The 24,495-nt window shown below is 67.2% G+C and carries 23 protein-coding genes; 17 read left to right on the top strand and 6 right to left on the bottom strand.

Annotation, left to right across the window (positions count from 1 at the left end; translation table 11 throughout):
- Positions 1–184: 184 nt before the first annotated feature.
- A complete protein-coding gene (locus tag RTY46_RS07525) occupies positions 185–1,897 on the bottom strand; it encodes a M28 family metallopeptidase (RefSeq protein WP_312707538.1) in 1,713 nt (570 codons plus the stop codon).
- A gap of 79 nt (positions 1,898–1,976) precedes the next feature.
- Positions 1,977–2,639 carry a hypothetical protein gene (locus RTY46_RS07520; RefSeq protein WP_312707537.1) on the bottom strand — a complete coding sequence of 221 codons (663 nt, stop codon included), beginning with the start codon at positions 2,637–2,639 and terminating at the stop codon, positions 1,977–1,979.
- Positions 2,640–2,733: 94 nt separating this feature from the next.
- Here RTY46_RS07520 and RTY46_RS07515 point away from each other — a divergent pair, with 94 nt between their 5' ends.
- The 3 genes from RTY46_RS07515 (at position 2,734) to RTY46_RS07505 (ending at position 6,058) form a co-directional block, all read left to right on the top strand.
- Positions 2,734–4,035, top strand: a complete 1,302-nt coding sequence (locus tag RTY46_RS07515) for a peptidoglycan DD-metalloendopeptidase family protein (protein ID WP_312707536.1) — start codon at positions 2,734–2,736, stop codon at positions 4,033–4,035.
- 107 nt (positions 4,036–4,142) lie between these two features.
- Positions 4,143–5,579 (top strand): S41 family peptidase, encoded by a 1,437-nt coding sequence (locus RTY46_RS07510; protein ID WP_312707534.1) that lies wholly within the window; start codon positions 4,143–4,145, stop codon positions 5,577–5,579.
- A gap of 41 nt (positions 5,580–5,620) precedes the next feature.
- Complete coding sequence (locus tag RTY46_RS07505; RefSeq protein WP_312707533.1) at positions 5,621–6,058, top strand: hypothetical protein; 438 nt, start codon at positions 5,621–5,623, stop codon at positions 6,056–6,058.
- An 80-nt stretch (positions 6,059–6,138) separates the two neighbouring features.
- Here the strand turns inward: RTY46_RS07505 and RTY46_RS07500 are convergent, their stop codons facing one another.
- Positions 6,139–6,831 carry a rhomboid family intramembrane serine protease gene (locus RTY46_RS07500; protein WP_108748229.1) on the bottom strand — a complete coding sequence of 231 codons (693 nt, stop codon included), beginning with the start codon at positions 6,829–6,831 and terminating at the stop codon, positions 6,139–6,141.
- A 225-nt stretch (positions 6,832–7,056) separates the two neighbouring features.
- On the opposite strand from RTY46_RS07500, the gene RTY46_RS07495 reads away from it, so the two are divergent.
- The 3 genes from RTY46_RS07495 (at position 7,057) to RTY46_RS07485 (ending at position 10,281) form a co-directional block, all read left to right on the top strand.
- A complete protein-coding gene (locus RTY46_RS07495) occupies positions 7,057–8,409 on the top strand; it encodes an outer membrane protein transport protein (RefSeq protein ID WP_312707531.1) in 1,353 nt (450 codons plus the stop codon).
- A gap of 206 nt (positions 8,410–8,615) precedes the next feature.
- Complete coding sequence (pnuC, locus tag RTY46_RS07490) at positions 8,616–9,224, top strand: nicotinamide riboside transporter PnuC (RefSeq protein WP_312707541.1); 609 nt, start codon at positions 8,616–8,618, stop codon at positions 9,222–9,224.
- Positions 9,211–10,281, top strand: coding sequence for an AAA family ATPase (locus RTY46_RS07485; protein ID WP_312707530.1), 1,071 nt, complete (start codon positions 9,211–9,213; stop codon positions 10,279–10,281). The genes pnuC and RTY46_RS07485 overlap by 14 nt, the downstream gene beginning before the upstream one ends.
- A gap of 101 nt (positions 10,282–10,382) precedes the next feature.
- Here the strand turns inward: RTY46_RS07485 and putA are convergent, their stop codons facing one another.
- Entirely contained in the window at positions 10,383–13,601 is a 3,219-nt protein-coding gene (gene putA / locus RTY46_RS07480; protein WP_312707529.1) for a bifunctional proline dehydrogenase/L-glutamate gamma-semialdehyde dehydrogenase PutA, read from the bottom strand.
- Between the two features lie 273 nt (positions 13,602–13,874).
- Between putA and RTY46_RS07475 the strand changes: the two genes are divergently transcribed.
- The 6 genes from RTY46_RS07475 (at position 13,875) to RTY46_RS07450 (ending at position 18,692) form a co-directional block, all read left to right on the top strand.
- Positions 13,875–14,351 carry a DUF2244 domain-containing protein gene (locus RTY46_RS07475; protein ID WP_108748234.1) on the top strand — a complete coding sequence of 159 codons (477 nt, stop codon included), beginning with the start codon at positions 13,875–13,877 and terminating at the stop codon, positions 14,349–14,351.
- Between the two features lie 11 nt (positions 14,352–14,362).
- Positions 14,363–15,295, top strand: coding sequence for a cytochrome c oxidase subunit II (coxB, locus tag RTY46_RS07470; protein ID WP_108751935.1), 933 nt, complete (start codon positions 14,363–14,365; stop codon positions 15,293–15,295).
- A 59-nt stretch (positions 15,296–15,354) separates the two neighbouring features.
- Positions 15,355–16,962, top strand: coding sequence for a cytochrome c oxidase subunit I (gene ctaD / locus RTY46_RS07465; protein ID WP_108751936.1), 1,608 nt, complete (start codon positions 15,355–15,357; stop codon positions 16,960–16,962).
- Positions 16,963–17,060: 98 nt separating this feature from the next.
- Positions 17,061–17,216 (top strand): hypothetical protein, encoded by a 156-nt coding sequence (locus RTY46_RS07460; protein WP_312707527.1) that lies wholly within the window; start codon positions 17,061–17,063, stop codon positions 17,214–17,216.
- Positions 17,213–17,803 carry a cytochrome c oxidase assembly protein gene (locus tag RTY46_RS07455; RefSeq protein ID WP_312707526.1) on the top strand — a complete coding sequence of 197 codons (591 nt, stop codon included), beginning with the start codon at positions 17,213–17,215 and terminating at the stop codon, positions 17,801–17,803. The genes RTY46_RS07460 and RTY46_RS07455 overlap by 4 nt, the downstream gene beginning before the upstream one ends.
- Before the next feature lie 13 nt (positions 17,804–17,816).
- Complete coding sequence (locus RTY46_RS07450) at positions 17,817–18,692, top strand: cytochrome c oxidase subunit 3 (protein ID WP_312707525.1); 876 nt, start codon at positions 17,817–17,819, stop codon at positions 18,690–18,692.
- Positions 18,693–18,712: 20 nt separating this feature from the next.
- On the opposite strand, the gene RTY46_RS07445 is transcribed toward RTY46_RS07450, so the two are convergent.
- Entirely contained in the window at positions 18,713–18,931 is a 219-nt protein-coding gene (locus RTY46_RS07445; protein ID WP_108748240.1) for a twin transmembrane helix small protein, read from the bottom strand.
- Between the two features lie 57 nt (positions 18,932–18,988).
- Between RTY46_RS07445 and RTY46_RS07440 the strand changes: the two genes are divergently transcribed.
- From RTY46_RS07440 to RTY46_RS07420, 5 genes are all read left to right on the top strand, one after another.
- A complete protein-coding gene (locus RTY46_RS07440) occupies positions 18,989–19,696 on the top strand; it encodes an SURF1 family protein (RefSeq protein WP_312707524.1) in 708 nt (235 codons plus the stop codon).
- A 143-nt stretch (positions 19,697–19,839) separates the two neighbouring features.
- On the top strand, positions 19,840–20,409 hold the full coding sequence (locus RTY46_RS07435) for a hypothetical protein (protein ID WP_108751940.1): 570 nt from the start codon (positions 19,840–19,842) through the stop codon (positions 20,407–20,409).
- A gap of 10 nt (positions 20,410–20,419) precedes the next feature.
- Positions 20,420–21,583, top strand: coding sequence for a COX15/CtaA family protein (locus RTY46_RS07430; protein ID WP_312707523.1), 1,164 nt, complete (start codon positions 20,420–20,422; stop codon positions 21,581–21,583).
- Between the two features lie 4 nt (positions 21,584–21,587).
- The gene (gene cyoE, locus RTY46_RS07425; RefSeq protein ID WP_312707521.1) at positions 21,588–22,481 is read left to right on the top strand and encodes a heme o synthase; all 894 of its coding nucleotides are present in this window, start codon (positions 21,588–21,590) and stop codon (positions 22,479–22,481) included.
- 138 nt (positions 22,482–22,619) lie between these two features.
- Positions 22,620–23,429, top strand: a complete 810-nt coding sequence (locus tag RTY46_RS07420; protein WP_312707520.1) for a calcium-binding protein — start codon at positions 22,620–22,622, stop codon at positions 23,427–23,429.
- A gap of 73 nt (positions 23,430–23,502) precedes the next feature.
- Here the strand turns inward: RTY46_RS07420 and RTY46_RS07415 are convergent, their stop codons facing one another.
- A complete protein-coding gene (locus RTY46_RS07415; RefSeq protein ID WP_312707519.1) occupies positions 23,503–24,474 on the bottom strand; it encodes a bile acid:sodium symporter family protein in 972 nt (323 codons plus the stop codon).
- Positions 24,475–24,495: the final 21 nt, after the last annotated feature.

Here is a 24,495-nt window from a genome sequence, read left to right as displayed (position 1 = left end):
TAGATCCACGGCATGCGTGGATGGAAAGGCGTGCCAACCAAGGTTGGCACCTACCAGAGCAGAGCGCGTGCCAACCAAGGTTGGCCCCCACCCCTGGCGAGGCACAAAAAAACGGCGCCCCGTGGGGCGCCGCTGCTTCAGTCGAGCAAGCTCGACTCTACCGATCAATCGAGCAGACGCGGCGTTACGGGGCCGAGGCCTTGTTCTTCATCATCGTGTCGCGGGCGGCCTTGAAGGGATTGCCTTCATACCAGTTCGGCCAGCGATCGCCGCCTGCCAGTTCTTTGCCCACGCCGTACATCAACTGCAGGTCTTCCACGGTGCCATCCAGCTTCCAGGTGGCGGCGTCGAACTCATCCTTCGGGCCGTGGTAGCGGTTGTTGCCGTAGTCAGTGGCTGCCTTGCGGCCGGCGTCTACGCCGCCGTCGCGCAGGTCCTCACCGCCATCGGCATACAGGGCCGGCACGCCGGCCTTGGCGAAGTTGAAGTGGTCGGAACGGAAGTAGAAGCCGCTCTGAACCGAGGTCTCACCGTGCAGGGTGCGGTCCTGTGCGGCCGCCAACGGCTTCAGGATGTCCTCCAGCTCGGAACTGCCGAAACCGGTGACGGTCACGTCCTTGGCACGGCCGGCCACCGACATCGCGTCGATGTTGATCACGCCGGCGATCTTGTCCAGCGGGAAGGTCGGGTGGGCCACGTAGTACTTCGAACCCAGCAGGCCCGACTCTTCCAGGGTCACGGCCAGGAACACCACCGAGCGCTCCGGCTTCGGGTCCTGGTGGGCCATGGCTTCGGCCACCTCCAGGATGCCGGCCACACCCGTGGCGTTGTCCACGGCACCGTTGTAGATGTTGTCGCCTTCCTCGCCTTCGTGCTTGCCCAGATGGTCCCAGTGGGCCATGTACAGCACGGCTTCGTCGGCACGCTTGCTGCCCGGCAGCACGCCCACCACGTTGCGCGACTGCTTCTGGGCAACCTGGCTCTTCAGGTCGACCGAGGCGGTGGCCTGCAGCGGCACCGGCTTGAAGCCGCGCTTGCTGGCGTCCTTGTAGGCCTGGGCCAGGTCCAGGCCAGCACCGGCGAACAGCGCCTTGGCGGCCTCGGCACTCAGCCAGCCCTGCACCGGCAGGCGACGTTCCGGATCATCCTTGGCCGGCAGGTCGTACTGCGGGCCGGCCCAGGAATTCTTCACCACGTCCCAGCCATAGGAGGCGCCGGCGGTGTCATGCACGATCAGCGCGCCGGCAGCACCCTTGCGCGCGGCCTCTTCGAACTTGTACGTCCAACGGCCGTAGTAAGTCATGCGCTTGCCGTCGAACAGGGTCTGGTCGTCGACGTGGAAGCCCGGGTCATTGACGAACATGACCACCGTCTTGCCCTTCCAGTCCTGGCCCTGGTAGTCATTCCACTTCTGTTCCGGCGCATCCACGCCGTAGCCGACGAACACCAGGTTGCTGGCATCCAGCTTCACCTCGGTCTGGCCGGTACGGGTGCCGACCACCATGTCGGTGCCGAACTTCAGTTCGGTGGTCTTGCCGCCCTGGTCGATCTTCAGCACGGTCGATTCGTCGGCCGTGGTTTCGGTCATCGGCACGTCCTGGAACCAGCTGTCGCCGTTGCCCGGCTGCAGGCCGATGCGCTGCATCTGGTCGCGGATGTAGTTCACCGTCAGTTCTTCGCCCTTGCTGCCGGGGGCGCGGCCTTCGAATTCGTCCGAGGCCAGCGTCTTCACCATCTCGCTGAAGTCTGCGGCGTTGATCTCCGGCGAGAACGCGTGGCTGGCCGGCGTGGCGGCAGCGGCGGTGTCGGCGGCCGGCGCGGCGGCTGGCGTGTCTTCGCCCTTGCAGGCGCTGAGCGCGGCCGCAGCGGCCAGGCACAGGAGGAGTTTACGGGGCATCGTCGGTATCCTGGATACAGAAGGGGGCCGCGCCAGGCACGGCCAAGTAGCGGGGAACAAGCCCCGGTGTGGCACGACGTCAATCCGCCGGAGCGGTATCGGTGTCGAAGGGGATGGCTTCGGCGCCGGTGACCGGGCCGATGCGGGCGCTGCGGTGCACGTACAGCACCACCTCGCGTTCGAACTCCAGCGGGCCGCTGACGACCGCATTGGGGCCGATGATGATGCGCGGCTTGCGGCTGGTGGTCAGCGAGACACTGAAATTCGGCTTGCGCACGTGCACGCCACCGGACACTTGGGAACCGATGCCGACGGTGATATCGCCGTTCACGGTCTCCACGTCCTTGCGCACCTGGCTGCTGACCAGGCCGATGCCGCCGTTGACGGTCTCCACGCCGCCTTCGATCTGGCTGCCGTGGTCGCTGAAGATGCTGCCGTTGACCGTGCTGACATCGCCGTGGGCGATCACCTCGCGACCCAGGCGAACGCCACCGTTCACCGTCTCGATGCTGCCGGTGCGTGCGCGGTCGGCCACGGTCACCCCGCCGTTGACGGTGTCGATGCTGCCGGTTTCCACGCCTTCACCCACGCGGATGCTGCCATTGACGGTGTCCAGCTTGCCGTAGCGCTGGCCCGGATCGGCGCTGATGCTGCCGTTGACCTTGCTGATGTTTTCCTGCGCGGCCAGCGGCGCGGCGGCCAGCAGCAGGCCCAACAGCAGCGGAATGGAGTGGGTTTTCATGGGGACCTCGTTGTTGTGCGGCTGGCAGGCCGCGTGCGGAGATGTCACCATTCCCCGGCACCCCCTGCAACTGCCTGAAGTCACTGGAAAGCCCTTGCGCCACAACGTCTTCCCCTCACGCCAGCATCACACCGCCGCCCGCGGCGCGCGTTGTCTGTTGCTGGGGCTGGCCTTGGCGCTGGCACTGCCGGTCCCCGGCGGCGCGCAGACCGCGTCGACCCGCGAGGCCGAGCGCAAGCTGCAGAAGCTGCGCAGCGAGCTGAAGGACGTGGCGCAGGAGCGCCGGCAGATCGAGGGCCAGCGCGGCCAAGCCTCACGGCAGCTGCGCGAGGCAGACGAGAAAGTGGCCCGCACCAGCCGCACCCTGGCCCAGACCGAATCGGCATTGCGCGAGCAGGCCCAGGCCCTGGCCCAGGCCGAGCAGCGCCGCAATGCACTGCAGGCCACCCTGGCCCAGCAGCATCGCGAGCTTGCCGGTCTGTTGCGCGCGGCCTACCAGCTGGGCAGTCACGCACCGCTGAAGCTGCTGCTGTCGCAGGACACCGTAGCCGATGCGAATCGCGCCCTGGCCTACCACCGCTACCTGCAACGCGAGCGGGCCCAGCGCATGGCCACACTGACGGCCGACCTGAAGGAACTGGAGACGCTGCAGGCCCAGATTGCCGATCGCCACCAGCAGCTGCAGGGGGCCCAGCGCGACCAGAAGCAGCAGGCCGCGACGCTGGCTGCCGACCGCCGCGAACGCGCGCAGACGGTGGCCTCGCTGGAAGAACGCTTCAAGGACCAGCGTGAGAAGGAACAAGCGCTGGGCCAGGATGCCAAGGCGCTGGAAACCCTGCTGGCCAACCTGCGCGCTGCCGCCGCACGCGCCGAGGCCGAGCGTCGCGCCGCCGCGCGCAAGGCCGCAGCGGAAAAGGCAGCTGCCGAAAAGGCCGCACGCCAGGCCAAGGCCGAAGGCCGCCCGGCACCGCCCGCCAAAGTGCCGCCGGCGGTTGCCTCGGCGCCCGCGCCGAAGGTTGGCGGCCTGGGCTGGCCGCTGTCGGGCAATCTGCTGGCCCGCTATGGCGGCAAGCTGCCCGACGGCCGTACCAGCAGCGGCGTGCTGATCGGTGCACCCGCCGGCAGCACCGTAACAGCCGTGGCCGATGGCACCGTGGTGTTCTCCGACTGGATGACCGGTTACGGCATGATCCTGATCGTCGACCATGGCAATGGCTACATGAGTCTCTACGCGCACAACGACACCCTGCTGAAGGATGCCGGCGCGCGCGTCAGCCGCGGTGATGCGGTGGCCAAGGTGGGCAATTCCGGTGGCCAGGGTGTGACCGCGCTTTACTTTGAACTGCGCCGCGGTGGCCAGCCGGTCAATCCGGACAGCTGGCTGCAGCGTCGCTGAATCCTGGCGGCTGCAGGGCCGCGGGATTCAACGGGAATTTAGCCACGCTTCGCGCATAATCGGTGCATGTGCCTTGGGCACGATGCCACCGTCGACAGGAGTGATCCATGCGCGCAGCCCGTACCGCCACCCTCTTGCTGGCTTTGTTGCCAGCGTTGTCCTGGGCGCAGCAGACCGCGCCTGCGGCCGCCGCCGAAACCCCGGGGCAGGCCGCCAGCGCTGAGGAGGCGGTGACATCGAAGGTGCCGCTGGAAGACATCCGGCGCTTCGTAGCGGTCTACAACGCGGTGCGCGCGGCCTACGTGGACCCGGTGGACGACAACAAGCTGATGCAGTCGGCCGTGCGCGGCCTGCTGCTGGATCTGGATCCGCACAGCACCTACTTCAACAAGGAAGATGCCGAGGCCTTCGACGAGCAGGCCAACGGCGCCTATGAAGGCATCGGCGTGGAGCTGCAGCAGCAGCCGGACAACGCCTCGATGAAGGTGATTTCGCCGATTGACGATACACCGGCGGCCAAGGCCGGCATTCTGGCCGGCGACCTGATCATTGCCATCGACGGCAAGCCGATCAGTGCCATCGATGCCAGCGAACCGCTGCGTGGCCCGGCTGGCAGCAAGGTGGTGCTGACCATCGTGCGCGAGGGCAAGCCCAAGCCGTTCGATGTGCCGCTGACCCGGCAGACCATCCGCGTGACCAGCGTGCGCAGCCGCCTGCTGGAGCCCGGCTACGGCTACATCCGCCTGGCCACGTTCCAGGCCGACACCGGTGCCGATTTCCAGAAGCATGTGCAGCAGCTGCAGAAGCAGTCCGGTGGCAGCCTGAAGGGCCTGGTGCTGGATCTGCGCAGCAACCCCGGTGGCCTGCTGACGGCCGCGGTGCAGGTGGCCGATGATCTGCTTGAGAAGGGCAACATCGTCAGCACGCGCGGCCGCATCCGCATCAGCGACGCCCGCTTCGACGCCACCCCGGGCGACCTGCTGAAGGGGGCGCCGGTGGTCGTGCTGGTGGATGCAGGCTCGGCCAGTGCGTCCGAAGTGCTGGCCGGTGCGCTGCGTGACAACCAGCGCGCACGCGTGGTGGGCAGCCGTACCTTCGGCAAGGGCTCGGTGCAGACCGTGCTGCCGCTGGACAATGGCGATTCGGTGAAGCTGACCACGGCGCGGTACTACACGCCCAGCGGCAGATCGATCCAGGCCACCGGCATCGTGCCGGAGGTGGAACTGAAGCCGGCCCCGACGCCGGAGGAAGAAGCACTGCCGGCCAGCCTGAGCGACTACAGCGAAGCGACCCTGCCGGGTCACCTGCGCGGCGACGACGAAGGTACCGAGGGCTATCACGCCGGTGCCGTGCTGCCGGGCGATGGCCCGATTGACGATGCCCTGGCCGAGCTGAAGCACCCCGGTTCGGTGGCTGCACGCTTGAAGGCCGAAGCAGCGAAGGCGGATGCGGCCAAGGCGGCGAAGGCCGCTGCGGCCAAGCCGGAAGCCAAGGCCGAACCGAAGCCGGAACCGAAGCCTGCCCCGGCCCCGGCAAAACCCTGACGGTAGCGCCGGGCCCTGCCCGGCGTGGTTCCACCCCGCCCATGGATGACACTGCGCTCAGCACCCGTATCGGCGAACTGCTGGCCCGCGCGCCCTGGCCGCCCGGCGCCGCCGGCCCGTGGCTCGACGCGCTGGCGCATCGGCACGGCATCGACCCCGATCGGATTCTGTGGTGGGACGGTGCCCCCGCAGCACAGGTACATGCACGCTACGACGATGGCACGCAGGGGCTTGCCCGCCTGGCGGAACTTCTGGGGCCTGCGCAGGGTGAGATCCAGTTGATCGTTTCCGACGAACGCGCGACACCTTGGCCGGTATGGTCCCTGCAGGCGGCCGAGCTGGTGCCTCTGCTGGGCGAGCTGCACTTCTTCGAATATGCAGTGGTGCTGGAGGGGGGCGCCGCGCTGGTGTTCGACACCCACCACAACACGTTGCTGGTCAGCCGCGCGCCGTCGGTAGAGTCGAGCTTGCTCGACTGATTCATGGAAAGGCAGTCGAGCAAGCTCGACTCTACGGAGAAGCCAAGGCAGTCGAGCAAGCTCGACGCTACGATGCGCGGCTAGAAGCCGTGGCGCTTGCGCAGCTTGCGGGCGATCGCGGCGCGCACGTATACGCCGTACAGCAGGCCGAACAGGAAGCCGCCGATGTGTGCCCACCAGGCCACCATGCCGAAGGTCGGGCCGATGTAGGCGAACACCACCTGCAACGCGGCCCACACGCCGATCAGCAGATACGCGGGGGCGCGCACGAACTCCAGGAACAGGCCCAGCGGAATGACCACGCCCAGCCGTGCACCGGGGAACAGGGCCAGATAGGCGCCGATCAGCGCCGACACCGCGCCGCTGGCGCCGATGATGATCTGGTCGGGGCTGCCCATGGTGTAGATCGCCACCAGGTTCGATACGGCACCGCCCAGCAGGAACAGCAGCAGCAGCCGCCACGGGCCCAGCACGCGCTCGGCCGGCAGGCCGAAGATCAGCAGGAACACCAGGTTGCCCAGCAGGTGCGACCAGTCGGCGTGCAGGAACAGCGCGGTGAACAGGCGCAGCACGCTGCCGTCCTGCAGGGTGGCCCAGTAGTCCAGCGGGTGGGTCAGGCCGGTGGACAGGGCACCCCAGTCCAGCCACAGGCTGCGCCGGGCATCATCCGGGCGCGAGATCGACCACAGGAACGCCAGCCACACTGACGCAAACAGCACGGGGGTGGCCCAGCGCAGGGCCGCCTTTTTGCGTGAGGGGAGCGAGACGAACATGGGCGCTAGCCTAGCGTGCGCAGGCATTCTGCGGTGAGGTGCCTGTTCATGTTTTACGCGGCTAAAACCCTTGCTGCTGTTATTGTTTCATTAACGGCTCTGAGTGATACTCGCATACGGCGTCGTATGTCGGGAGGGGAATCCGGCGCGTTCTGGCGGGCCTTCGGGTCCGGTAGGCGCAGGCGCACTCAGAGCACCATCACCGCTTACCGGAGAGAGAACACGATGCAAACTGCTTCCACCATTGCCCGACTGACGCTGCTGGCCGTCGGCGTTGCCGGTGCGCTGGCCGCCGCCGATGCCAATGCCGCCGCCTTCCAGCTGAAGGAAAACAGCGCCAAGGGCCTCGGCCGCGCGTTCGCCGGTTCTGGCAGCGCCGAGGGCGACGCCTCCATCATCGCCGTCAACCCGGCCGGCATGCGCCAGCTGGACGGCACCATGGTCCAGGGTGACCTCAGCGCGATCAGCTTCAAGGCCGAGTTCAAGGGCCAGGGTCGTAAGCCGACCGGCGCCGCACAGACCGGCAGCGACGGTGGCGATGCCGGCATGATCGCTCCGGTGCCGGCCGCGTACTTCCATATGCCGATCGGCGAGAAGGCGCACTTCGGTGTCTCGCTGACCGCTCCGTTCGGCTTCAAGACCGAATACGACAACGGCTGGGTGGGTCGCTACAGCGGCCTGAAGACTGACCTGAAGGCGATCGACCTCGGCTTTGCTGCGTCCTATGACGTGAATCCGTATGTGTCGTTCGGTGCGTCGGTGTTCGTCGAACACCTGACCATCGAGCTCAGCAACAACATCGACTTCGGCACTGCGCTGGCCCAGGCGCGCGTTCCGGGCTACGCCCCGGGCAACGCCGACGGCAAGCTGACCGTAGAAGGCGACAACAACGCCGTGGGTTGGACCGTCGGTGGTCTGTTCAGCATCGATGAAAACACCCACATCGGCATCAGCTACCGGTCCAAGGTCGAGCACAAGATCACCGGCGGCGACGCTACCTTCGACATGCCCAACGACAACGGTCGTACCGCGACCGTGCTGGCTGCAGCCCAGCCGGGCCGCTTTGTCACCACCAGCGGCAAGGCTACGGTGACCCTGCCGGCGTCGGCCACCCTGAGCGTGACCCACAAGGTCAACGACCGCTGGACGGTGATGGGTGACGTCACCCGTACCGCCTGGTCGACCGCCTTCGACCAGGTCACCATCGACTACGCCTCGGCGCAGCCGGACTCGGTGCTGGAATTTGGCTACCGCGATACCACCTTCGTCTCGCTGGGTACCGACTTCAAGCTGAGCGACACCGTCACCCTGCGTGGCGGCGTTGCGCTGGACCAGACCCCGACCACCGATGCCCACCGCGACGTGCGCGTGCCGGATACCAGCCGCAAGTGGCTGTCGCTGGGCGTGGGCTGGACGCCGTCGGCCAACACCGAATACAACTTCGGTTACACCCACCTGTTCACCAGCGACCCGAACGTGAACGTGCCGGCGACCACCAACAACCAAGGCAACTCGCTGTCGGGCAAGTACAAGGTCCGTGGCGACGTGCTGGCTGCGTCGTTCCAGTACAAGTTCTGATCCAGGCCACGGCCTGAAGCAGTGCGAAGGAGGCCCCGCGCAAGCGGGGCTTTCTTTTTGCGGAGCCATCCACGCATGGCGTGGATCTACTGAGGGGCGGCCATCCACGCATGGCGTGGATCTACCGTGGTGTGACGGGGTCGGATCCCTCTCCACAGGAAAGGGCTCTGACTCCAGTGCGTATGCAGATCAACGACAATGGCGGCATGAACCTGTCCGATCCGAATTTCCAGCTGGAGCTGGCCGCCAACATCGCCGTCGCGGGCTCGATCCTGTTGGCTGGGCGCAACAACGTGCACACCTGGTGGCTGGGCATCGTCGGCTGCGCGCTGTTTGCCGCAGTGTTCGAGCGTTCCCACCTGTACGCCGACATGGTGCTGCAGGGCTTCTTCATCGTCATCAGCGTGCTGGGCTGGTGGCAGTGGCTGCGGGGTGACCACGGCGCGCCGTTGCCGATCACCTCCCTGCGCCCACGCGCCTGGGCGTGGCTGCTGCCGTTGGCGGTGGTGGGCACGCTGGGCTACGGCTGGATGCTGACCCGGCTGACCCAGGCGTACGCGCCCTACATCGATTCAGCCGTGCTGGTGTTCAGCGTGATCGCGCAGATCCTGATGATGCGGCGCAAGCTGGAATCGTGGTGGGTGTGGCTGCTGGTCAACACCATTGCGGTGCCGCTGTACTACAGCCGCGGCCTGCACCTGACCTCGATCCTGTACATCGGTTTCTGGATCAATGCGCTGGTGGCGCTGCGCCACTGGCGCACGCTGATGCGCGCCGACCGCGCGGCGGCGGGCGCGGCCGATGCCGCTGCCTGACCCGGTGCCGCGTGGCCTGGTGGTGGGCAAGTTCTGCCCGCTGCACCGTGGCCACGAGCGGCTGATCGAATTCGCGGCCGCGCGCTGCCAGCAGCTGCTGGTGATCGGCTGGTCGCAGCCGGGCTTCGCCGGCTACAGCGCCGAGAGGCGCGAGCGCTGGCTGCGGGCGCGGTTCCCGCAGGCGTCCGTCGCGGTGCTGGACGATGCGCGCCTGGCCACGCTGTGCCGCACGCATGGTGTGGCGGTGCGCGCGCTGCCGCAGGACAGCGAAAGCGAGCAGGTGCAGCGCGACTTCACCGCATGGCTGTGCCTGGCGCTGTTCGGTGGTCCGGTGCAGGCGGTGTTCACCGGCGAAGACTACGGCGATGGTTTTGCTGCAGCCCTGGCCCAGCACTTCGCTGCACCGGTGCAGCATCATCGGCTGGAACGTTCGACCGACATCGGCCAGGCCAGTGGGACTGAGCTGCGTGCCGATCCCCATACACACCGCAGCAGCCTTTCAGCGGAGGTGTACGCCGACTACGTGCAGCGCGTGGCCTTCATCGGTGGCGAATCCACGGGCAAGAGCACGCTGGCGCGGATGCTGGCCGAACGCCTGGGCAGCCGCTGGGTGCCCGAGTATGGGCGCACCTTGTGGGAACAGCAGGGCGGGACGTTGCAGGCCGAGGACCTGCTGCGTATCGCGGCCACCCAGGCCCGGCATGAAGATGACGCGGCTGCCGACGCGGTGCGCTGGCTGTTCTGCGATACCACGCCGCTGGTGACCCTGGGCTACAGCGGCTGGATGTTCGGGACGGCGCCACCAGCGCTGCAGCAGGCGGCGATGCGGCCCTACGATCTGCTGTTCCTGTGCGCGCCGGATATTCCGTTCGTGCAGGACGGCACGCGCGTGGGCGTGGAATTCCGCGCGCGGCAGCACGCGTGGTACCTGCAGCAACTGCAGGCGCGTGGGGTGCCGTATGTGCTGCTGGAAGGCGATCTGGAAACGCGTATTGCGACGGTGCAGGGCGAGCTGGGCAAACGCGCGGACAAACGCTTCAGCGTGGCGGCTGGGTAAGCGCGGCCGGGCATCGCCTGGCGCCACCGGAAGCACACAAAAAACCCCGCTTTCGCGGGGTTTTCCGTGCATCCATCACACCCGTGGAAGGGAGGGGTGTCTTAGTCGCCCAGGGTCAGCAGCGAGGCATTGCCACCGGCGGCGGTGGTGTTCACGGTCACCGTCTTTTCGGTGGCGAAGCGCAGCAGGTAGTGCGGGCCGCCGGCCTTGGGGCCGGTGCCGGACAGGCCCTGGCCGCCGAACGGCTGCACGCCCACCACTGCACCGATCTGGTTGCGGTTGACGTAGACGTTGCCGACGTGGACGCCGTTGCTGATGCGGTCCACGGTTTCGTCGATGCGCGAATGCACGCCCAGGGTCAGGCCGTAGCCGGTGGCGTTGATCTGGTCGATCACCGCATCCAGCTGCTCGCCCTTCCAGCGGATCACGTGCAGCACCGGGCCGAACACTTCCTTCTGCAGCTGGCCCAGATCCTTCAGTTCGTACGCACGCGGCGCGAAGAAGGTGCCGTGGGCGGCCTCGGCGGACAGTTCGGCTGCGGCGATCAGGCGCGCTTCGCGGTCCATGCGCGCGGCGTGGTCCTGCAGGATCTTCAGTGCGTCGGCGTCGATCACCGGACCGACGTCGGTGGACAGCAGGCCGGGGTTGCCGACCTTCAGTTCCTTCATTGCGCCGGCCAGCATGGTCATCACCTTGTCGGCGATGTCGTCCTGCACGAACAGCACGCGCGCAGCCGAGCAGCGCTGGCCGGCGGAGGTGAAGGCCGAACCGATGGCGTCCTTGACCAGCTGTTCCGGCAGCGCCGAAGAGTCGGCGATGAAGGCGTTCTGGCCGCCGGTTTCGGCAATCAGCACACCGATGGCAGCATCACGCGCAGCCATGGCGCGGTTGATCGCGCGGGCGGTTTCGGTGGAGCCGGTGAAGGCCACGCCCGCTACACGCGGATCGGCGGTCAGCGCGGCGCCGACGGTGGCACCGTCGCCCGGCAGGAACTGCACCACCTCGGCCGGTACGCCGGCGTCGTGCAGCAGCTTCACCGCGTAGTAGCCGATCAGGTTGGTCTGCTCGGCCGGCTTGGCGATCACGCTGTTGCCGGCGGCCAGGGCAGCGGCCACCTGGCCCAGGAAGATCGCCAGCGGGAAGTTCCACGGGCTGATGCAGACGAACACGCCGCGGCCGTGCAGCTGCAGCTCGTTGGATTCACCGGTCGGGCTGGGCAGCTTTTCGGCGTGGCTGAACTGTTCGCGGGCCTGCTTGGCGTAGTAGCGCAGGAAATCCACCGCTTCGCGCACTTCGGCGATGCCATCGGGCAGGCTCTTGCCGGCTTCCTTCACGCACAGCGCCATGAACTCGGGCATGCGCGCTTCCAGCTGGTCGGCGGCATGTTCCAGGATGGCGGCGCGGCTGGCGGCCGGGGTGCGGTTCCAGGCCGGCTGCGCGGCCACGGCATTGGCCAGCGCCTTCTGCACGGTGGCGGCGTCGGCGGCCTGCCACTGGCCCACCACGTCACGGCTGTCGGCCGGGTTGGTGACCGGCAGCGAGGCACCGGTGGTGACCGCGCCCGGCACCAGCGGCGCAGCCTGCCAAGGCTTCACAGCCGCGTTGATCTGCTCGGCCAGGGCGCGCAGTTCGTTGTCGTTGGCGAGGTTGGCGCCCATGGAGTTCTTCCTGTCGTGGTTCTGGCTGCGCAGCAGGTCAACCGGCAGCGGGATCTTGGGGTGCGGAATCGATTCGAACGAGGCGACCATCTCGACCGGGTCACGGATCAGGTCGGCAATCGGCACGCGCTCGTCGGTGATGCGGTTGACGAAGCTGGAGTTGGCGCCGTTTTCCAGCAGGCGGCGCACCAGGTACGGCAGCAGGTCTTCGTGCGAACCGACCGGGGCATACACGCGGCAGGGCAGGCCCAGGCGATCGGCCGGCACCACTTCGGCGTACAGGTCGTCGCCCATGCCGTGCAGCTTCTGGTGCTCGTACACGCCACCGTTGGCGATGCTGCGCACCGCGGCGATGGTGTGCGCATTGTGCGTGGCGAACATCGGGTAGATCGCGTCGGCATGGGTGAACAGACGCTTGGCGCACGCCAGGTAGGACACGTCGGTGTTCTGCTTGCGGGTGAACACCGGGTAGCCCGGATAGCCTTCGATCTGCGCGCGCTTGATCTCGGCATCCCAGTAGGCGCCCTTCACCAGGCGCACCTGCAGGCGGCGACCGGCGCGGCGCGCCATGTCGGCCAGGTGGTCGATGGTGTACGGGGTACGCTTCTGGTAGGCCTGCACGACCACGCCGAAGCCATCCCAGCCAGCCAGCGATGCGTCGCAGAACACCTGTTCGATGATGTCCAGCGACAGTTCCAGGCGGTCGGATTCTTCGGCATCGACCGTGCAGCCAATGCCGTAGCTCTTGGCCAGCTGCGCCAGTTCCAGCACGCCCGGCACCAGGTCGGTCAGCACGCGCTCGCGCTTGGCATGCTCGTAGCGCGGATACAGCGCGGACAGCTTGATCGAGATGCCCGGTGCGTTGTTGACGTCGCCATCCGGGCGGCCGCCGCGCGCCTTGTGATCACCGCCGATGGCGTGGATCGCACGACGGTAGTCTTCCAGGTAGCGCAGCGCATCCTTCATGGTCAGCGCGCCTTCGCCCAGCATGTCGAACGAATAGCGGTAGCTGGCGTTGTCGCCCTTGTGCGAGCGCGCCAGCGCTTCGCTGATGGTGCGGCCCATCACGAACTGGTGGCCCATGATCTTCATCGCCTGGCGCACGGCCAGGCGCACCACCGGTTCACCCACGCGACCGACCAGGCGCTTGAACGCGCTGGGCGCATCGGCGCGGGTGGCGTCGTTCATCTGCACCAGCTTGCCGGTCAGCATCAGGCCCCAGGTGGAGGCGTTGACCAGCACCGAATCGCTGCCGCCCAGATGCTTTTCCCAGTCGGCATCGGCCAGCTTGTCGCGGATCAGCTTGTCGGCGGTGTCCTGGTCGGGAATGCGCAGCAGCGCCTCGGCCACGCACATCAGCAACACGCCTTCCTCGCTGCCCAGATCGTACTGGCGCATGAAGGCTTCGATGGCGCCCTGGTCCTTGGCGCGCACGCGCACCCGGCCCACCAGGTCGGCGGCCAGCGCCTGCACCTTGGCCCGTTCCTCGGCCGGCAGGCGCGCCTGCGCCAGCAGGTCACGCACGTGGCTGGCCTCGTCCTTCAACCAGGCATCGGTGATGGCCTGGCGGAACGGGGAGGGGGGCGCCGGCAGTTCCGGCGACAGCAGCGCGCCCGGACGCGGGGCGTCGCTGGCGGCAGGGGAGGAGGAGGGTGCGTTCATGCCGGTCCGGCCAGTGGAAAACTTGGCGATTTTAATCATTTTTTGGCCGCCGGGAAGTGCCCATCTGCGTCCTTGATGAACGCCGATAGCCCCTGATGGCGGTGGATTCAGCCTGTTCAGCACGTGCGTGCAGATTTATGCCGAATTCGTCATTCGCGCTGCCGGGGTCATGCTGTATTGCAACATCGGAAAAAGTGTGAATGCACCCTTGCTACCGGCGAGAGGGCAGGGCTACCATCGAGACGTTTCCCGCGGCAGGAACGCGGTTGCGACATGATCGAGGTGCTTCCAGCTCCGGATGGGTCAGGTACGCAGCTGCGGCTGCGTCCCCCACGGGCGCTCGATGCCCGGCAGTTCATCCTGTTGTTCACCGTGTTGGGCGGGGCCATGTGGCTGGTTTCGGCCGTGGGTTGGCTGGCTGGCAATGTGTTCGCCCCCCTGTTCGCGCTGCTGTACAGCCTGTTGCTGGCAGCCGCCCTGCGTGCCCTGTGGCGCAGCGGTGAACGGCAGGAGGAGATCCGGGTAGTACCGGCGTGTGTGGAAGTCATCCCCACGCCCGGTGGTTCGCCGGTGTTCCGGGCACACCCGCATTGGGTACGCCTGGTGACCGGTGATGAGAGGGTCCGGCTGGCATCCAGCGGACGGCAGGTGGAGGTAGGCAGTTTCCTCGCACCGGCCGAACGCCAGACGCTTGCTGAAATGCTTGAAGGCTTGCTCGCCGCCAGCGATGGCGGCAACCGACGACGCTAAGGGTCTAGGCAATGAAGCAAAGCAGCAGGTGGGGCACGAAGTGCGTTGCAGCGGCCGCCGCGGTGGTGGCCGGGGGACTGGTACCGGCGCTGGCCTGGGCACAGGCGGCCGATCCCAAGCCGTGGCAGCTGAACATGGGCAAGGGGGTTACCCAGACCTCGCGCTTGGCCTGGGAGTCGAACAATCTGTCGCTGATCATCTGCACGGTGATCGGGGTCATCGTGTTCGGCGCGATGGGCTATGCGATGTTCAAGTTCCGCAAGTCCAAGGGCGCGGTGGCGGCCACCTTCAGCCACAACACCAAGGCCGAGATCATCTGGACCGTCATTCCGGTGATCATCCTGGTGGTGATGGCCTGGCCGGCCACGGCCAACCTGATCAAGATGTACGACACCCGCGATGCCGAGATGACGGTGAAGATCACCGGCTACCAGTGGATGTGGAAGTACGAATACCTGGGCGAGAACGTGACCTTCACCAGCCGCCTGGACCGCGAATCGGACCGGGTACGGCAGAGCGGCATCGTGCCCGACCGTGAAAGCCACCCGCATTACCTGCTGGACGTGGACAACCGGCTGGTGCTGCCGGTCGATACCAAGGTGCGCTTCGTCATCACCTCCGACGATGTGATCCACGCCTGGTGGGTGCCGGCGCTGGGCTGGAAGCAGGACGCCATTCCCGGCTTCATCAATGAAGCGTGGACCAGCATCGAGCAGCCCGGCGTCTACCGTGGCCAGTGCGCCGAACTGTGCGGCAAGGACCACGGTTTCATGCCGATCGTGGTCGAGGCGGTGTCCAAGGAAGACTTCAGGCAGTGGCTGGCCCAGCGCAAGCCGGCGCCGCCTGCCGAGCCGGCGGCACCGGCCACACCTGCAGCAGCGGAAGCCGCACCTGATGCCGCCGCGCCCGCTGCGGCGCCGGCAGCGCCGGCCGACGGGGCCTGATCCAACACCCGTGGCCGCCTGCGGCCGCGGTGACAACCGATTCTGAGAGGTGTTTTGCAATGGCGCACTCGGCAGTTGGGCACGACGATCACCATCACCACCAGAGCTTCTTCGAGCGTTGGTTCTTCTCGACCAACCACAAGGACATCGGCACGCTGTACCTGGGTTTCAGCTTCATCATGTTCATCATCGGCGCGGCGATGAGCGTGGTGATCCGTGCCGAACTGGCGCAGCCGGGCCTGCAGTTCGTCAAACCCGAATTCTTCAACCAGATGACCACCGTGCACGCACTGGTGATGATCTTCGGTGGCGTGATGCCGGCCTTCGTGGGCCTGGCCAACTGGATGATTCCGCTGCAGATCGGCGCGCCGGACATGGCTCTCCCGCGCATGAACAACTGGTCGTTCTGGCTGTTGCCGGTGGCCTTCAGCCTGCTGCTGCTGACCCTGTTCCTGCCCGGCGGCGCACCGGCCGGTGGCTGGACGCTGTACCCGCCGCTGTCGCTGCAGGGCGGCTACAACGTGGCCTTCAGCGTGTTCGCCATCCACGTGGCCGGCATCAGCTCCATCATGGGCGCGATCAACATCATCGCCACCGTGCTGAACATGCGTGCGCCGGGCATCGACCTGCTGAAGATGCCGATCTTCTGCTGGGCCTGGCTGATCACCGCGTTCCTGCTGATTGCGGTGATGCCGGTGCTGGCCGGCGCGGTGACCATGCTGCTGACCGACAAGTTCTTCGGTACCAGCTTCTTCAATGCCGCCGGTGGCGGTGACCCGGTGATGTACCAGCACATCTTCTGGTTCTTCGGGCACCCGGAGGTCTACATCATGATCCTGCCCGCCTTCGGCGTGGTCAGCGAGATCATCCCGACCTTCAGCCGCAAGCCGCTGTTCGGCTACCAGGCCATGGTCTACGCCACCGCGGCGATCGCCTTCCTGTCGTTCATCGTCTGGGCCCACCACATGTTCACCGTGGGCATGCCGCTGGGGGGCGAGATCTACTTCATGTTCGCCACCATGCTGATTTCGATCCCGACCGGGGTGAAGGTGTTCAACTGGGTCAGCACCATGTGGCGCGGCTCGCTTACCTTCGAAGCGCCGATGCTGTGGTCGGTGGCCTTCGTCATCCTGTTCACCATCGGCGGGTTCTCCGGCCTGATGCTGGCCATCGTGGCCGCCGACTTCCAGTACCACGACACCTACTTCGTGGTGGCCCACTTCCACTACGTGCTGGTGACCGGTGCGGTGTTCGCGCTGATCGCCGCGGTGTATTACTGGTGGCCGAAGTGGACCGGACGCATGTACAGCGAAAAGTGGGCCAAGGTGCACTTCTGGTGGTCGATCGTGTTCGTGAACCTGCTGTTCTTCCCGCAGCACTTCCTGGGCCTGGCCGGCATGCCGCGTCGCATTCCCGATTACAGCGTGGCCTTCGCCGACTGGAACCTGATCAGCTCGATCGGTGCGTTCGGCATGTTCGCCACGCCGTTCATGATGGCGGCGATCCTGCTGTCGTCGCTGCGCAATGGCGAAAAGGCCGCCGACCGTTCCTGGGAAGGCGCACGCGGGCTGGAGTGGACCTTGCCCTCACCGGCACCGGCGCACACCTTCACCACGCCGCCGACCCTGCGCCCGGGCGACCTGGCCCACGATGACATCACGCATTGAGGTGGGCCATGCATAACGAGAACCCGTTTCCGATTGGTAGAGTCGAGCCATGCTCGACTGACGCCTTGGGTAGAGTCGACGGTCAGTCGACTCGCGAAATGCAGCCGACCAACGGTCGGCTCTACCAAAGCCAAAGCCAAAGCCACAGCATCGACCTGCAACGCCAGCGCGCCCGCCGCACCGCGCTGTGGGTGGGTGCCATTGCCGTGCTGGTCTACGTGGGCTTCATCCTGAGCGGGGTGGTCGGCCGATGAGCGAGGCACCGGCCACCGCGACCTCGCGCAGCGCCGGCCTGCCGCGCCTGATCGGCGTGGCGGTGGCGGTGTTCCTGCTGACGTTCTCGCTGGTGCCGCTGTACCGCATCGCCTGCGAGAAAGTGTTCGGCGTGCGCCTGGAACGCGGCCCCGGCAGTGAAGCCAGCACCGGTGCGGCCACCGGCAAGCGCACCGTGCGCGTGGAGTTCGACGGTGGGGTGAATTCGCGCCTGCCGTGGTCGTTCCACCCCGAGCAGCTGACCATGGACGTGGTGCCGGGCGAACTCAACGAGGCCCTGTACTTCGCCCGCAACGACAGTGCCGGGGCCGTGGTCGGCAGCGCCGTGCCTTCGGTGGCGCCGGCACGCGCGTCGGGGTTCTTCAGCAAGACCGAATGCTTCTGCTTCACCGCCCAGACCCTGCAGGCCGGTGAGAAGCGCGATATGCCGGTGCGTTTCATCGTCGACCCGGACCTGCCCCCGGAAATCAAGACGATCACCCTCTCCTACACCTTCTATCGCAACGATGCGCTGTCCGACCGGCTGGCTGCGGCCGCCACATCGGAAGGCGCGCACGCCGCTCCCTGACCCGGAAACCGACATGGCCCAGACCCCGCACGACGCCAATGTGTATTTCGTCCCGGCCCAGAGCCGCTGGCCGTTCGTGGGCTCCATCGCGATGATGGTGACCATGGTGGGCGTGGCCAGCTGGTTGAACGATGCCGGTTGGGGCCGCTGGACCTTCTATGCCGGCCTGGCCATGCTGGTGCTGACCCTGTTCTGGTGGTTCAGCGATGTGGTGCGCGAATCGCAGGCCGGGCACTACAACCGCCAGGTCGATGGCTCATTCCGCATGGGCATGGTCTGGTTCATCTTCTCCGAAGTGATGTTCTTCGGTGCCTTCTTCGGCGCGCTGTTCTACACCCGCAACCTGGGCCTGCCGTGGCTGAGCGGCGAAGGCGATGGGGTGATGACCAACGAGCTGCTGTGGCAGGGCTATTCGGCTGGCTGGCCGACCAATGGACCGGCGGCGATCGGTGGCGCGTTCCAGACCATTCCCGCCTGGGGCCTGCCGCTGATCAACACGCTGATCCTGCTCACCTCCGGTGTGACCCTGACCATCGCCCACCACGCACTGAAGGGCGGCCACCGCCGCCAGCTGCTGGTGTGGCTGGGCCTGACCGTGCTGCTGGGTGCGTTCTTCCTGACCCTGCAGGCCGAGGAGTACATCCACGCCTACAAGGAACTGAACCTGACCCTGGGCTCGGGCATCTACGGCTCGACGTTCTTCATGCTGACCGGCTTCCACGGTGCGCATGTGCTGCTGGGCACGATCATGCTGATCGTGATGTGGCTGCGCTCGGCCAAGGGCCACTTCACCCGCGACAACCACTTCGGTTTCGAAGCCGCCGCGTGGTACTGGCACTTCGTGGACGTGGTGTGGCTGATGCTGTTCCTGTTCGTCTACGTCCTTTGAGTGCGCAGCGGCGGGTACCGTCAGCCGCCGACGCCGTGTGGCTTGATCCAGCCCATGTAGATGCTGACGATCACCAGCGCGATCAGGGCCACCGACACGGCGATGCGGCGGGTGAGCGCATTGACCGTGCGCTTGGTCTGGCCGCGGTCGACCAGCAGGTAGTACAGGCCGGCGCCCAGATTCCAGACGATGACGATCAGGAACGCGATCACCAGCAGGGTCTTCAGCGAATCACTCATGCGCGGCTCGGGGGCAGGGTGGATGCGCCTATCTGACCGCGTTTGCGTGGACTTGTCATGATGCGCCAGCACACGCGCTGGATCGGCTGGCTGTTGGCACTGCTGGCGACGGCCGGCTTCACCGCCTTGGGCCTGTGGCAGTTGCAGCGCATGCACGCCAAGCAGGCACTGCTGGATGCACAGGGGCCGGCCGTGGCGCAGGCCCTGCCACTGGCGCAGGCGCTGGCGGCGCCCGGCGCGCTGCATGGGGTGGCCGACCATGGCCGCTTCCTGCCGGGCGTGGTGCTGCTGGACAACCAGATGCGCCATGGTCGCGCCGGCGTGAAGGTGTACCGGCCGTTGCGCAGTGACAGTGGCAGCGTGGTGCTGGTCGACCTGGGCTGGCGCGCGCTGCCGCCGGATCGCACCTTGCCGGTGCTGGACACGCTGCCGGCGCCGCTGGCCGTGCGCGGGTTGCTGGCGCCGCCGCCGTCGGCCGGCCTGGCGCTGGGCCCGGCGTTCAGTGAAACCGGCCAGCCCGGGCGCTGGCTGGCCAGCCGCCTGCCCGCCGACGGCCTGGCCCGCGCGCTGGGCCTGGCCGCGCTGCCCGACCGCGTACTGCGGCTGGACCCGGCGCTGCCGATCGGCGACGAGCGCGATCTGGACCTGCTGCCCAACACCCTGCCGCCGCAGCGCCACCTGGGCTACGCCGTGCAGTGGTTCGGCCTGGCGCTGACCGTGCTGGTGGTGGCGCTGGTGCTGGAATGGCGCCGGCGGCGGCGTTGATCGGCGCCGGTGGGTGCCGACCTTGGCCGGCACTCTTTCCCCCGACCAAGGCCGGGGGCTACCAGAGCGCCGACCGCTTCCTTTCCCCCCGACCACCAGAGCGCCGGCCGTTTCCTTCCACCCAACCATGAGAAAATGCCCGCATGAACACCGCCACCACCCCGCAGGCACGCGGTTCCGGCCGCCGCACCCTGCTGCTGCTGTTCGCCGTGTTCTTCGGGGCGATGGCGCTGGCCGCCGTGCTGCGCTTCACCGGCTGGCAGCCCACCGGGCACCGCAATGCCGGGCAACTGCTGCAGCCGCCGGTGGACCTGCGTCAGCAGCCGCCAACCCTGGCCAACGGCCAGCCCTACCCGTGGAACCCCGAGGCGCGCACTTGGCGGTTGCTGGTAGCGCCGGCCGGTGCCTGCGACGCGCAGTGCGTCACTTTGTCGCAGGGACTGGGCAAGGTGTGGCAGCTGTTCGGCCATAACGCCGATAATGTGGAGATTCTGTGGCTGGGCACGCCACCGGCGCCGATCGCCGCACTGCCCGCGCTGCGGCCACTGGCGCCGTCGCCCGCCCTGCGCGCGGCGTTGCCCGGTGCCGACGATCCGGCCGGATTGCCGGTCTATGTGATCGATCCGAACGGCTTCGTGATCATGCGCCATGCCCCCGGCAGTGATCTGGGCGGCCTGCGCAAGGACATGGCCACGTTGCTGAAACTGAAGTGAGTCCCGTTTGATGAGCCTTTCCGCGCGTCCGGCGCTGCACCGTAATTTCCACCGCCTGGCGTGGTTTGCCATGATCATGACCGCCAGCACGATCATGTTCGGCGCCTTCGTGCGCCTGTCCGATGCTGGCCTGAGCTGCCCGGACTGGCCGACCTGCTATGGCCAGGCCACCTGGCCGCAGCACGTGGAAGAAACCATCGGCCATCCGGCTGCCGAGATCCGCCCGCTGGAAACGCACAAGGCCTGGCGCGAGCAGGTGCACCGTTTCCTGGCCGGCGCGCTGGGCATCGAGATCCTGACCCTGGCCCTGCTGGCCACCCGCAAGCGGCGCTTCGGCAGCACGGCGGTGGTGACCGCCTGCGTGCTGGTGGCCGCCGGCATACCCCTGTACATGATGGGCTGGCATGGCACGGCCAGTGCCCTGGCCCTGACAGGTGAGGCGATCCTGCTGATCGCCGCGCTGCGTTGGGGCAACATCGACCTGGCGCGGGCGGCCCTGCTGACCCTGGCGGTGGTGATCTTCCAGGCCCTGCTGGGCATGTGGACCGTCACCCTGCTGCTGAAGCCGATCGTGGTGATGGGCCACCTGCTGGGCGGCATGCTGATGTTCGGCCTGCTGGTGTGGATGGCCTGGCGGGCAACGCACCTGCCGATCACTCTGGCCGAAGCACCGAAGCTGAAGTGGCTGCTGCGCATCGGCGTGGCGGTGCTGGTCACCCAGATCGCCCTGGGCGGCTGGGTCAGCGCCAACTACGCTGCGCTGGCCTGCGGTGGCGGCAGCGCGTCGCTGGACAATTTCCCGCGCTGTGCCAACCAGTGGTGGCCGCAGCACAACTTCGTGGAAGGTTTCACCCTGTGGCGCGGCATCGGCGTGGATTACGAAGGGGGCGTGCTGGATGGCGCTTCTCGCATCGCCATCCAGATGGCGCACCGCCTGTTCGCCCTGGTGGTGGCCGGCTACCTGCTGTGGCTCGGCCTGCGCCTGTTCCGCCTGCCCAGCATGCGCGGCTGGGCCAGTGCACTGGTCGCGCTGCTGGTGCTGCAGGTCACCCTGGGCATCCTGAACGTGAAGCTGGCCCTGCCGCTGGCGGTGGCCGTGGCCCACAACGGCGTGGCCGTTGCCCTGTTGTTCGTGCTGGTGAGCCTGCTGGCCCGCCTGCGCGCGCCGGACTGATCGCATGTTTTCCAACTATCGCCAGTACTGGGACCTGACCAAGCCCAAGGTCGTGGCCCTGATCGTCTTCACCGCCCTGGTCGGCATGGTCCTGGCCATTCCGGGCGTGCCCAGCTGGGAGCAGGTACGCGCCGGTGCGCTGGGCTTCCTGGGCATCTGGCTGGCCGCTTCGGCCGCCGCCGCCATCAACCAGCTGCTGGATGCGCATATCGACGCGCAGATGGCGCGCACCTCGTGGCGCCCGCTGGTGGTGGGCAAGGTCAAGCCGTGGCAGGTGCTGGTGTTCGCCGGCGTGCTGATCGTGCTGTCGATGGCGATCCTGCTGCTGTGGGTGAACTGGATCACCGCGGTGCTGACCTTCGCCTCGCTGATCGGTTATGCGGTGATCTACACCGTGTACCTGAAGCGGGCGACCTCGCAGAACATCGTCATCGGCGGCCTGGCCGGCGCGATGCCGCCGATGCTGGGCTGGGCGGCGATCACCGGCATGCAGGGTTCGTCGGACTGGGCGTATTCGTCGCTGCTGGTACTGATCATCTTCATCTGGACCCCGCCGCACTTCTGGGCGCTGGCGATCTTCCGCCGCGAGGACTACGCCAAGGCGAAGATCCCGATGCTGCCGGTCACCCACGGCGTGGTGCACACGCGCAAGCAGATCCTGGCCTACTCGGTGGTGCTGGCGCTGGTGTGCGTGGTGCCCTACCTGGCGGGCATGAGCGGGCCGTTCTACCTGGGCGGGGCGATCGTGCTCAATGGCGTGTTCCTCTGGTACGCCTGGCGCATGCAGAGCCCGCCGGATGAGTTCTTCTCGATGAAGATGTTCCAGTACTCCATCGTGTACCTGATGGCGCTGTTCGCCTTCCTGCTGGTGGACCACTGGATCCTGCCCTGGATGTAACCCTCGGGGATCCCCGAAGGGGCTCTGACCGCGTCCTGGCGGTGGTGCATCCCTCCACGCAGGGCGTGGATCGACCTTGAACGCGGGTCGTCGCGTCGCCATTGCTGTTCCTGACCCCAGGGAAAGGAAAGAGCAGGGATGCATTCGATCTTCCGTTGGACCACCGCGCTGATGCTGGCGCTGGGCATGGCCGTGACCGCGCATGCCGATGACACTGCCTCGCAGATCCGCCAGCACATCGCCGACCACCGCATGCTGGTGCTGGGCGAATTCCATGGAACCCGCGAGACGCCGCTGCTGGTGCGGCAGCTGGTGGACGACTACAGCCGCGACGGCGCGCCGGTACTGTTGGCGTTGGAGCTGCCACGCGGCGAAACCCCCACGCTGCGCGGATACCTGGCTTCCGATGGCGGCCCGGCCGAACGCCAGCGTCTGCGGGAGCGGGCGTACTGGACTGTGCGCGATGACCAGCATGATGGCCGTCGCAGCCGTGACATGCTGGCGATGATCGAAGAACTGCGCGCGCTGAAGGCACAGGGTCGCGTCATCGACGTGGTCGGCTATGACGTCGACAAGAGCGATGGCGGCAATCAGACACGCGATGACCGAATGGCGGCCGAGCTGCGGCGGCTGTACCAACGCCTGCCGGCTGGCGCACGCATGCTGGTGCTGACCGGCAACGTACACGCCATGCTGCAGCGGCCGGCTGATGCGCCGCCGGAGATGCAGACTCAGCCAATGGCCTCGCTGCTGCGGGATCTGGATCTGTACAGCGTGCGCCTGGAAGCGCAGCGCGGCCATTTCTGGGCCTGCCTGGATCGCTGCAAGGCGTTGCCGATACGCGAACAGCCGGAGCGCGCGCCTGAGGTCGATACCGATGCCGGGCGCCAGTACGACCTGTGGCTGTGGATGCCGACGCTGAGCATCGGCACCTTGGTTGACCCGTGAACCCGGGGTCAGATCCCCAAAGGGGCTCTGACCCCGTCCACGTTCCGCCGGGCATGGCCCGGCGCTACCGGACTCAGGGGGCGCGCTTGGCATACCGCTGCGCGATCACACCGCAGACGATCAGCTGGATCTGGTGGTAGATCATCACCGGCAGCACGATGGCGCCCAGGCTGCCGCCGGCGAACAACACCTTGGCGATCGGCACGCCGGTGGCCAGGCTCTTCTTCGACCCGCAGAACACGATGGCAATCTCGTCTTCGCGGTTGAAGTGCAGGCGGCGGGCCAGGAAGGTGATGAGCGGCATGGCGATGCCCAGCAGCACGGCGGCGACAACGGCCACCGCGAACAGCGACAGCAGCGGCGTCTTGCTCCACAGTCCTTCGGTCACCGCTTCGCCGAACGCCGAATACACCACCAGCAGGATGGTGGCCTGGTCGGTGTAGCGCAGCAGGGCGCGCTGCTTTTCCACCCAGCCGGCAATCCACGGCCGCAGCAGGTGGCCGGCTACGAACGGCACCAGCAGCTGCAGCATGATGCCGCCGATGGCATGCAGCGGGTCATGCACCCCGCCGGAGGTGCCGGCCAGCGCGGTCAGCAGCAGCGGGGTGAGGAACACGCCGAGGATGCTGGACAGCGAGGCACTGCAGACCGCCGCCGGCACATTGCCGCGCGCCATCGAGGTGAAGGCGATGGACGACTGCACGGTGGACGGCAGCGTGCACAGGAACAGCACCCCCATGTACAGCTCGGGCGTCAGCAGCCAGCCCGACAGCGGCTTGAACAGCAGCCCCAGCAGCGGGAACAGGATGAAGGTGCAGGCCAGGATGGTCAGGTGCAGGCGCCAGTGCAGCATGCCGCCGATGATCGATTCGCGTGGCAGGCGCGCGCCATGCAGGAAGAACAGGGCGGCGATGGCCACGGTGGTGACATCGTCCAGCACCATCGCAGCGGCGCCCTTCATCGGCAGCAGCGAGGCCAGGGCCACGGTGCACAGCAGGGCGAGGGTGAAGTTGTCCGGTCGCAGGCGCGACCACCAGCGGGTCATGGTGGGCAGGCTCCTTGGTAC

It is taken from the genome of Stenotrophomonas sp. (genome assembly GCF_032056425.1).
Taxonomy (GTDB): Bacteria; Pseudomonadota; Gammaproteobacteria; order Xanthomonadales; family Xanthomonadaceae; genus Stenotrophomonas.
Note: the sequence above shows the minus strand (reverse complement) of the source record. Positions and strands in the feature narration are given on the sequence as shown.

Excerpts from the sequence above, each read along its gene's own strand:
- RTY46_RS07525 (WP_312707538.1), bottom strand. The coding sequence starts at position 1,897 with ATGCCCCGTAAACTCCTCCTGTGCCTGGCCGCTGCGGCCGCGCTCAGC.
- RTY46_RS07520 (WP_312707537.1), bottom strand. The coding sequence starts at position 2,639 with ATGAAAACCCACTCCATTCCGCTGCTGTTGGGCCTGCTGCTGGCCGCC.
- RTY46_RS07510 (WP_312707534.1), top strand. The coding sequence starts at position 4,143 with ATGCGCGCAGCCCGTACCGCCACCCTCTTGCTGGCTTTGTTGCCAGCG.
- RTY46_RS07505 (WP_312707533.1), top strand. The coding sequence starts at position 5,621 with ATGGATGACACTGCGCTCAGCACCCGTATCGGCGAACTGCTGGCCCGC.
- RTY46_RS07500 (WP_108748229.1), bottom strand. The coding sequence starts at position 6,831 with ATGTTCGTCTCGCTCCCCTCACGCAAAAAGGCGGCCCTGCGCTGGGCC.
- RTY46_RS07495 (WP_312707531.1), top strand. The coding sequence starts at position 7,057 with ATGCAAACTGCTTCCACCATTGCCCGACTGACGCTGCTGGCCGTCGGC.
- pnuC (WP_312707541.1), top strand. The coding sequence starts at position 8,616 with ATGAACCTGTCCGATCCGAATTTCCAGCTGGAGCTGGCCGCCAACATC.
- RTY46_RS07485 (WP_312707530.1), top strand. The coding sequence starts at position 9,211 with ATGCCGCTGCCTGACCCGGTGCCGCGTGGCCTGGTGGTGGGCAAGTTC.
- putA (WP_312707529.1), bottom strand. The coding sequence starts at position 13,601 with ATGAACGCACCCTCCTCCTCCCCTGCCGCCAGCGACGCCCCGCGTCCG.
- RTY46_RS07475 (WP_108748234.1), top strand. The coding sequence starts at position 13,875 with ATGATCGAGGTGCTTCCAGCTCCGGATGGGTCAGGTACGCAGCTGCGG.
- coxB (WP_108751935.1), top strand. The coding sequence starts at position 14,363 with ATGAAGCAAAGCAGCAGGTGGGGCACGAAGTGCGTTGCAGCGGCCGCC.
- ctaD (WP_108751936.1), top strand. The coding sequence starts at position 15,355 with ATGGCGCACTCGGCAGTTGGGCACGACGATCACCATCACCACCAGAGC.
- RTY46_RS07460 (WP_312707527.1), top strand. The coding sequence starts at position 17,061 with ATGCAGCCGACCAACGGTCGGCTCTACCAAAGCCAAAGCCAAAGCCAC.
- RTY46_RS07455 (WP_312707526.1), top strand. The coding sequence starts at position 17,213 with ATGAGCGAGGCACCGGCCACCGCGACCTCGCGCAGCGCCGGCCTGCCG.
- RTY46_RS07450 (WP_312707525.1), top strand. The coding sequence starts at position 17,817 with ATGGCCCAGACCCCGCACGACGCCAATGTGTATTTCGTCCCGGCCCAG.
- RTY46_RS07445 (WP_108748240.1), bottom strand. The coding sequence starts at position 18,931 with ATGAGTGATTCGCTGAAGACCCTGCTGGTGATCGCGTTCCTGATCGTC.
- RTY46_RS07440 (WP_312707524.1), top strand. The coding sequence starts at position 18,989 with ATGATGCGCCAGCACACGCGCTGGATCGGCTGGCTGTTGGCACTGCTG.
- RTY46_RS07435 (WP_108751940.1), top strand. The coding sequence starts at position 19,840 with ATGAACACCGCCACCACCCCGCAGGCACGCGGTTCCGGCCGCCGCACC.
- RTY46_RS07430 (WP_312707523.1), top strand. The coding sequence starts at position 20,420 with ATGAGCCTTTCCGCGCGTCCGGCGCTGCACCGTAATTTCCACCGCCTG.
- cyoE (WP_312707521.1), top strand. The coding sequence starts at position 21,588 with ATGTTTTCCAACTATCGCCAGTACTGGGACCTGACCAAGCCCAAGGTC.
- RTY46_RS07420 (WP_312707520.1), top strand. The coding sequence starts at position 22,620 with ATGCATTCGATCTTCCGTTGGACCACCGCGCTGATGCTGGCGCTGGGC.
- RTY46_RS07415 (WP_312707519.1), bottom strand. The coding sequence starts at position 24,474 with ATGACCCGCTGGTGGTCGCGCCTGCGACCGGACAACTTCACCCTCGCC.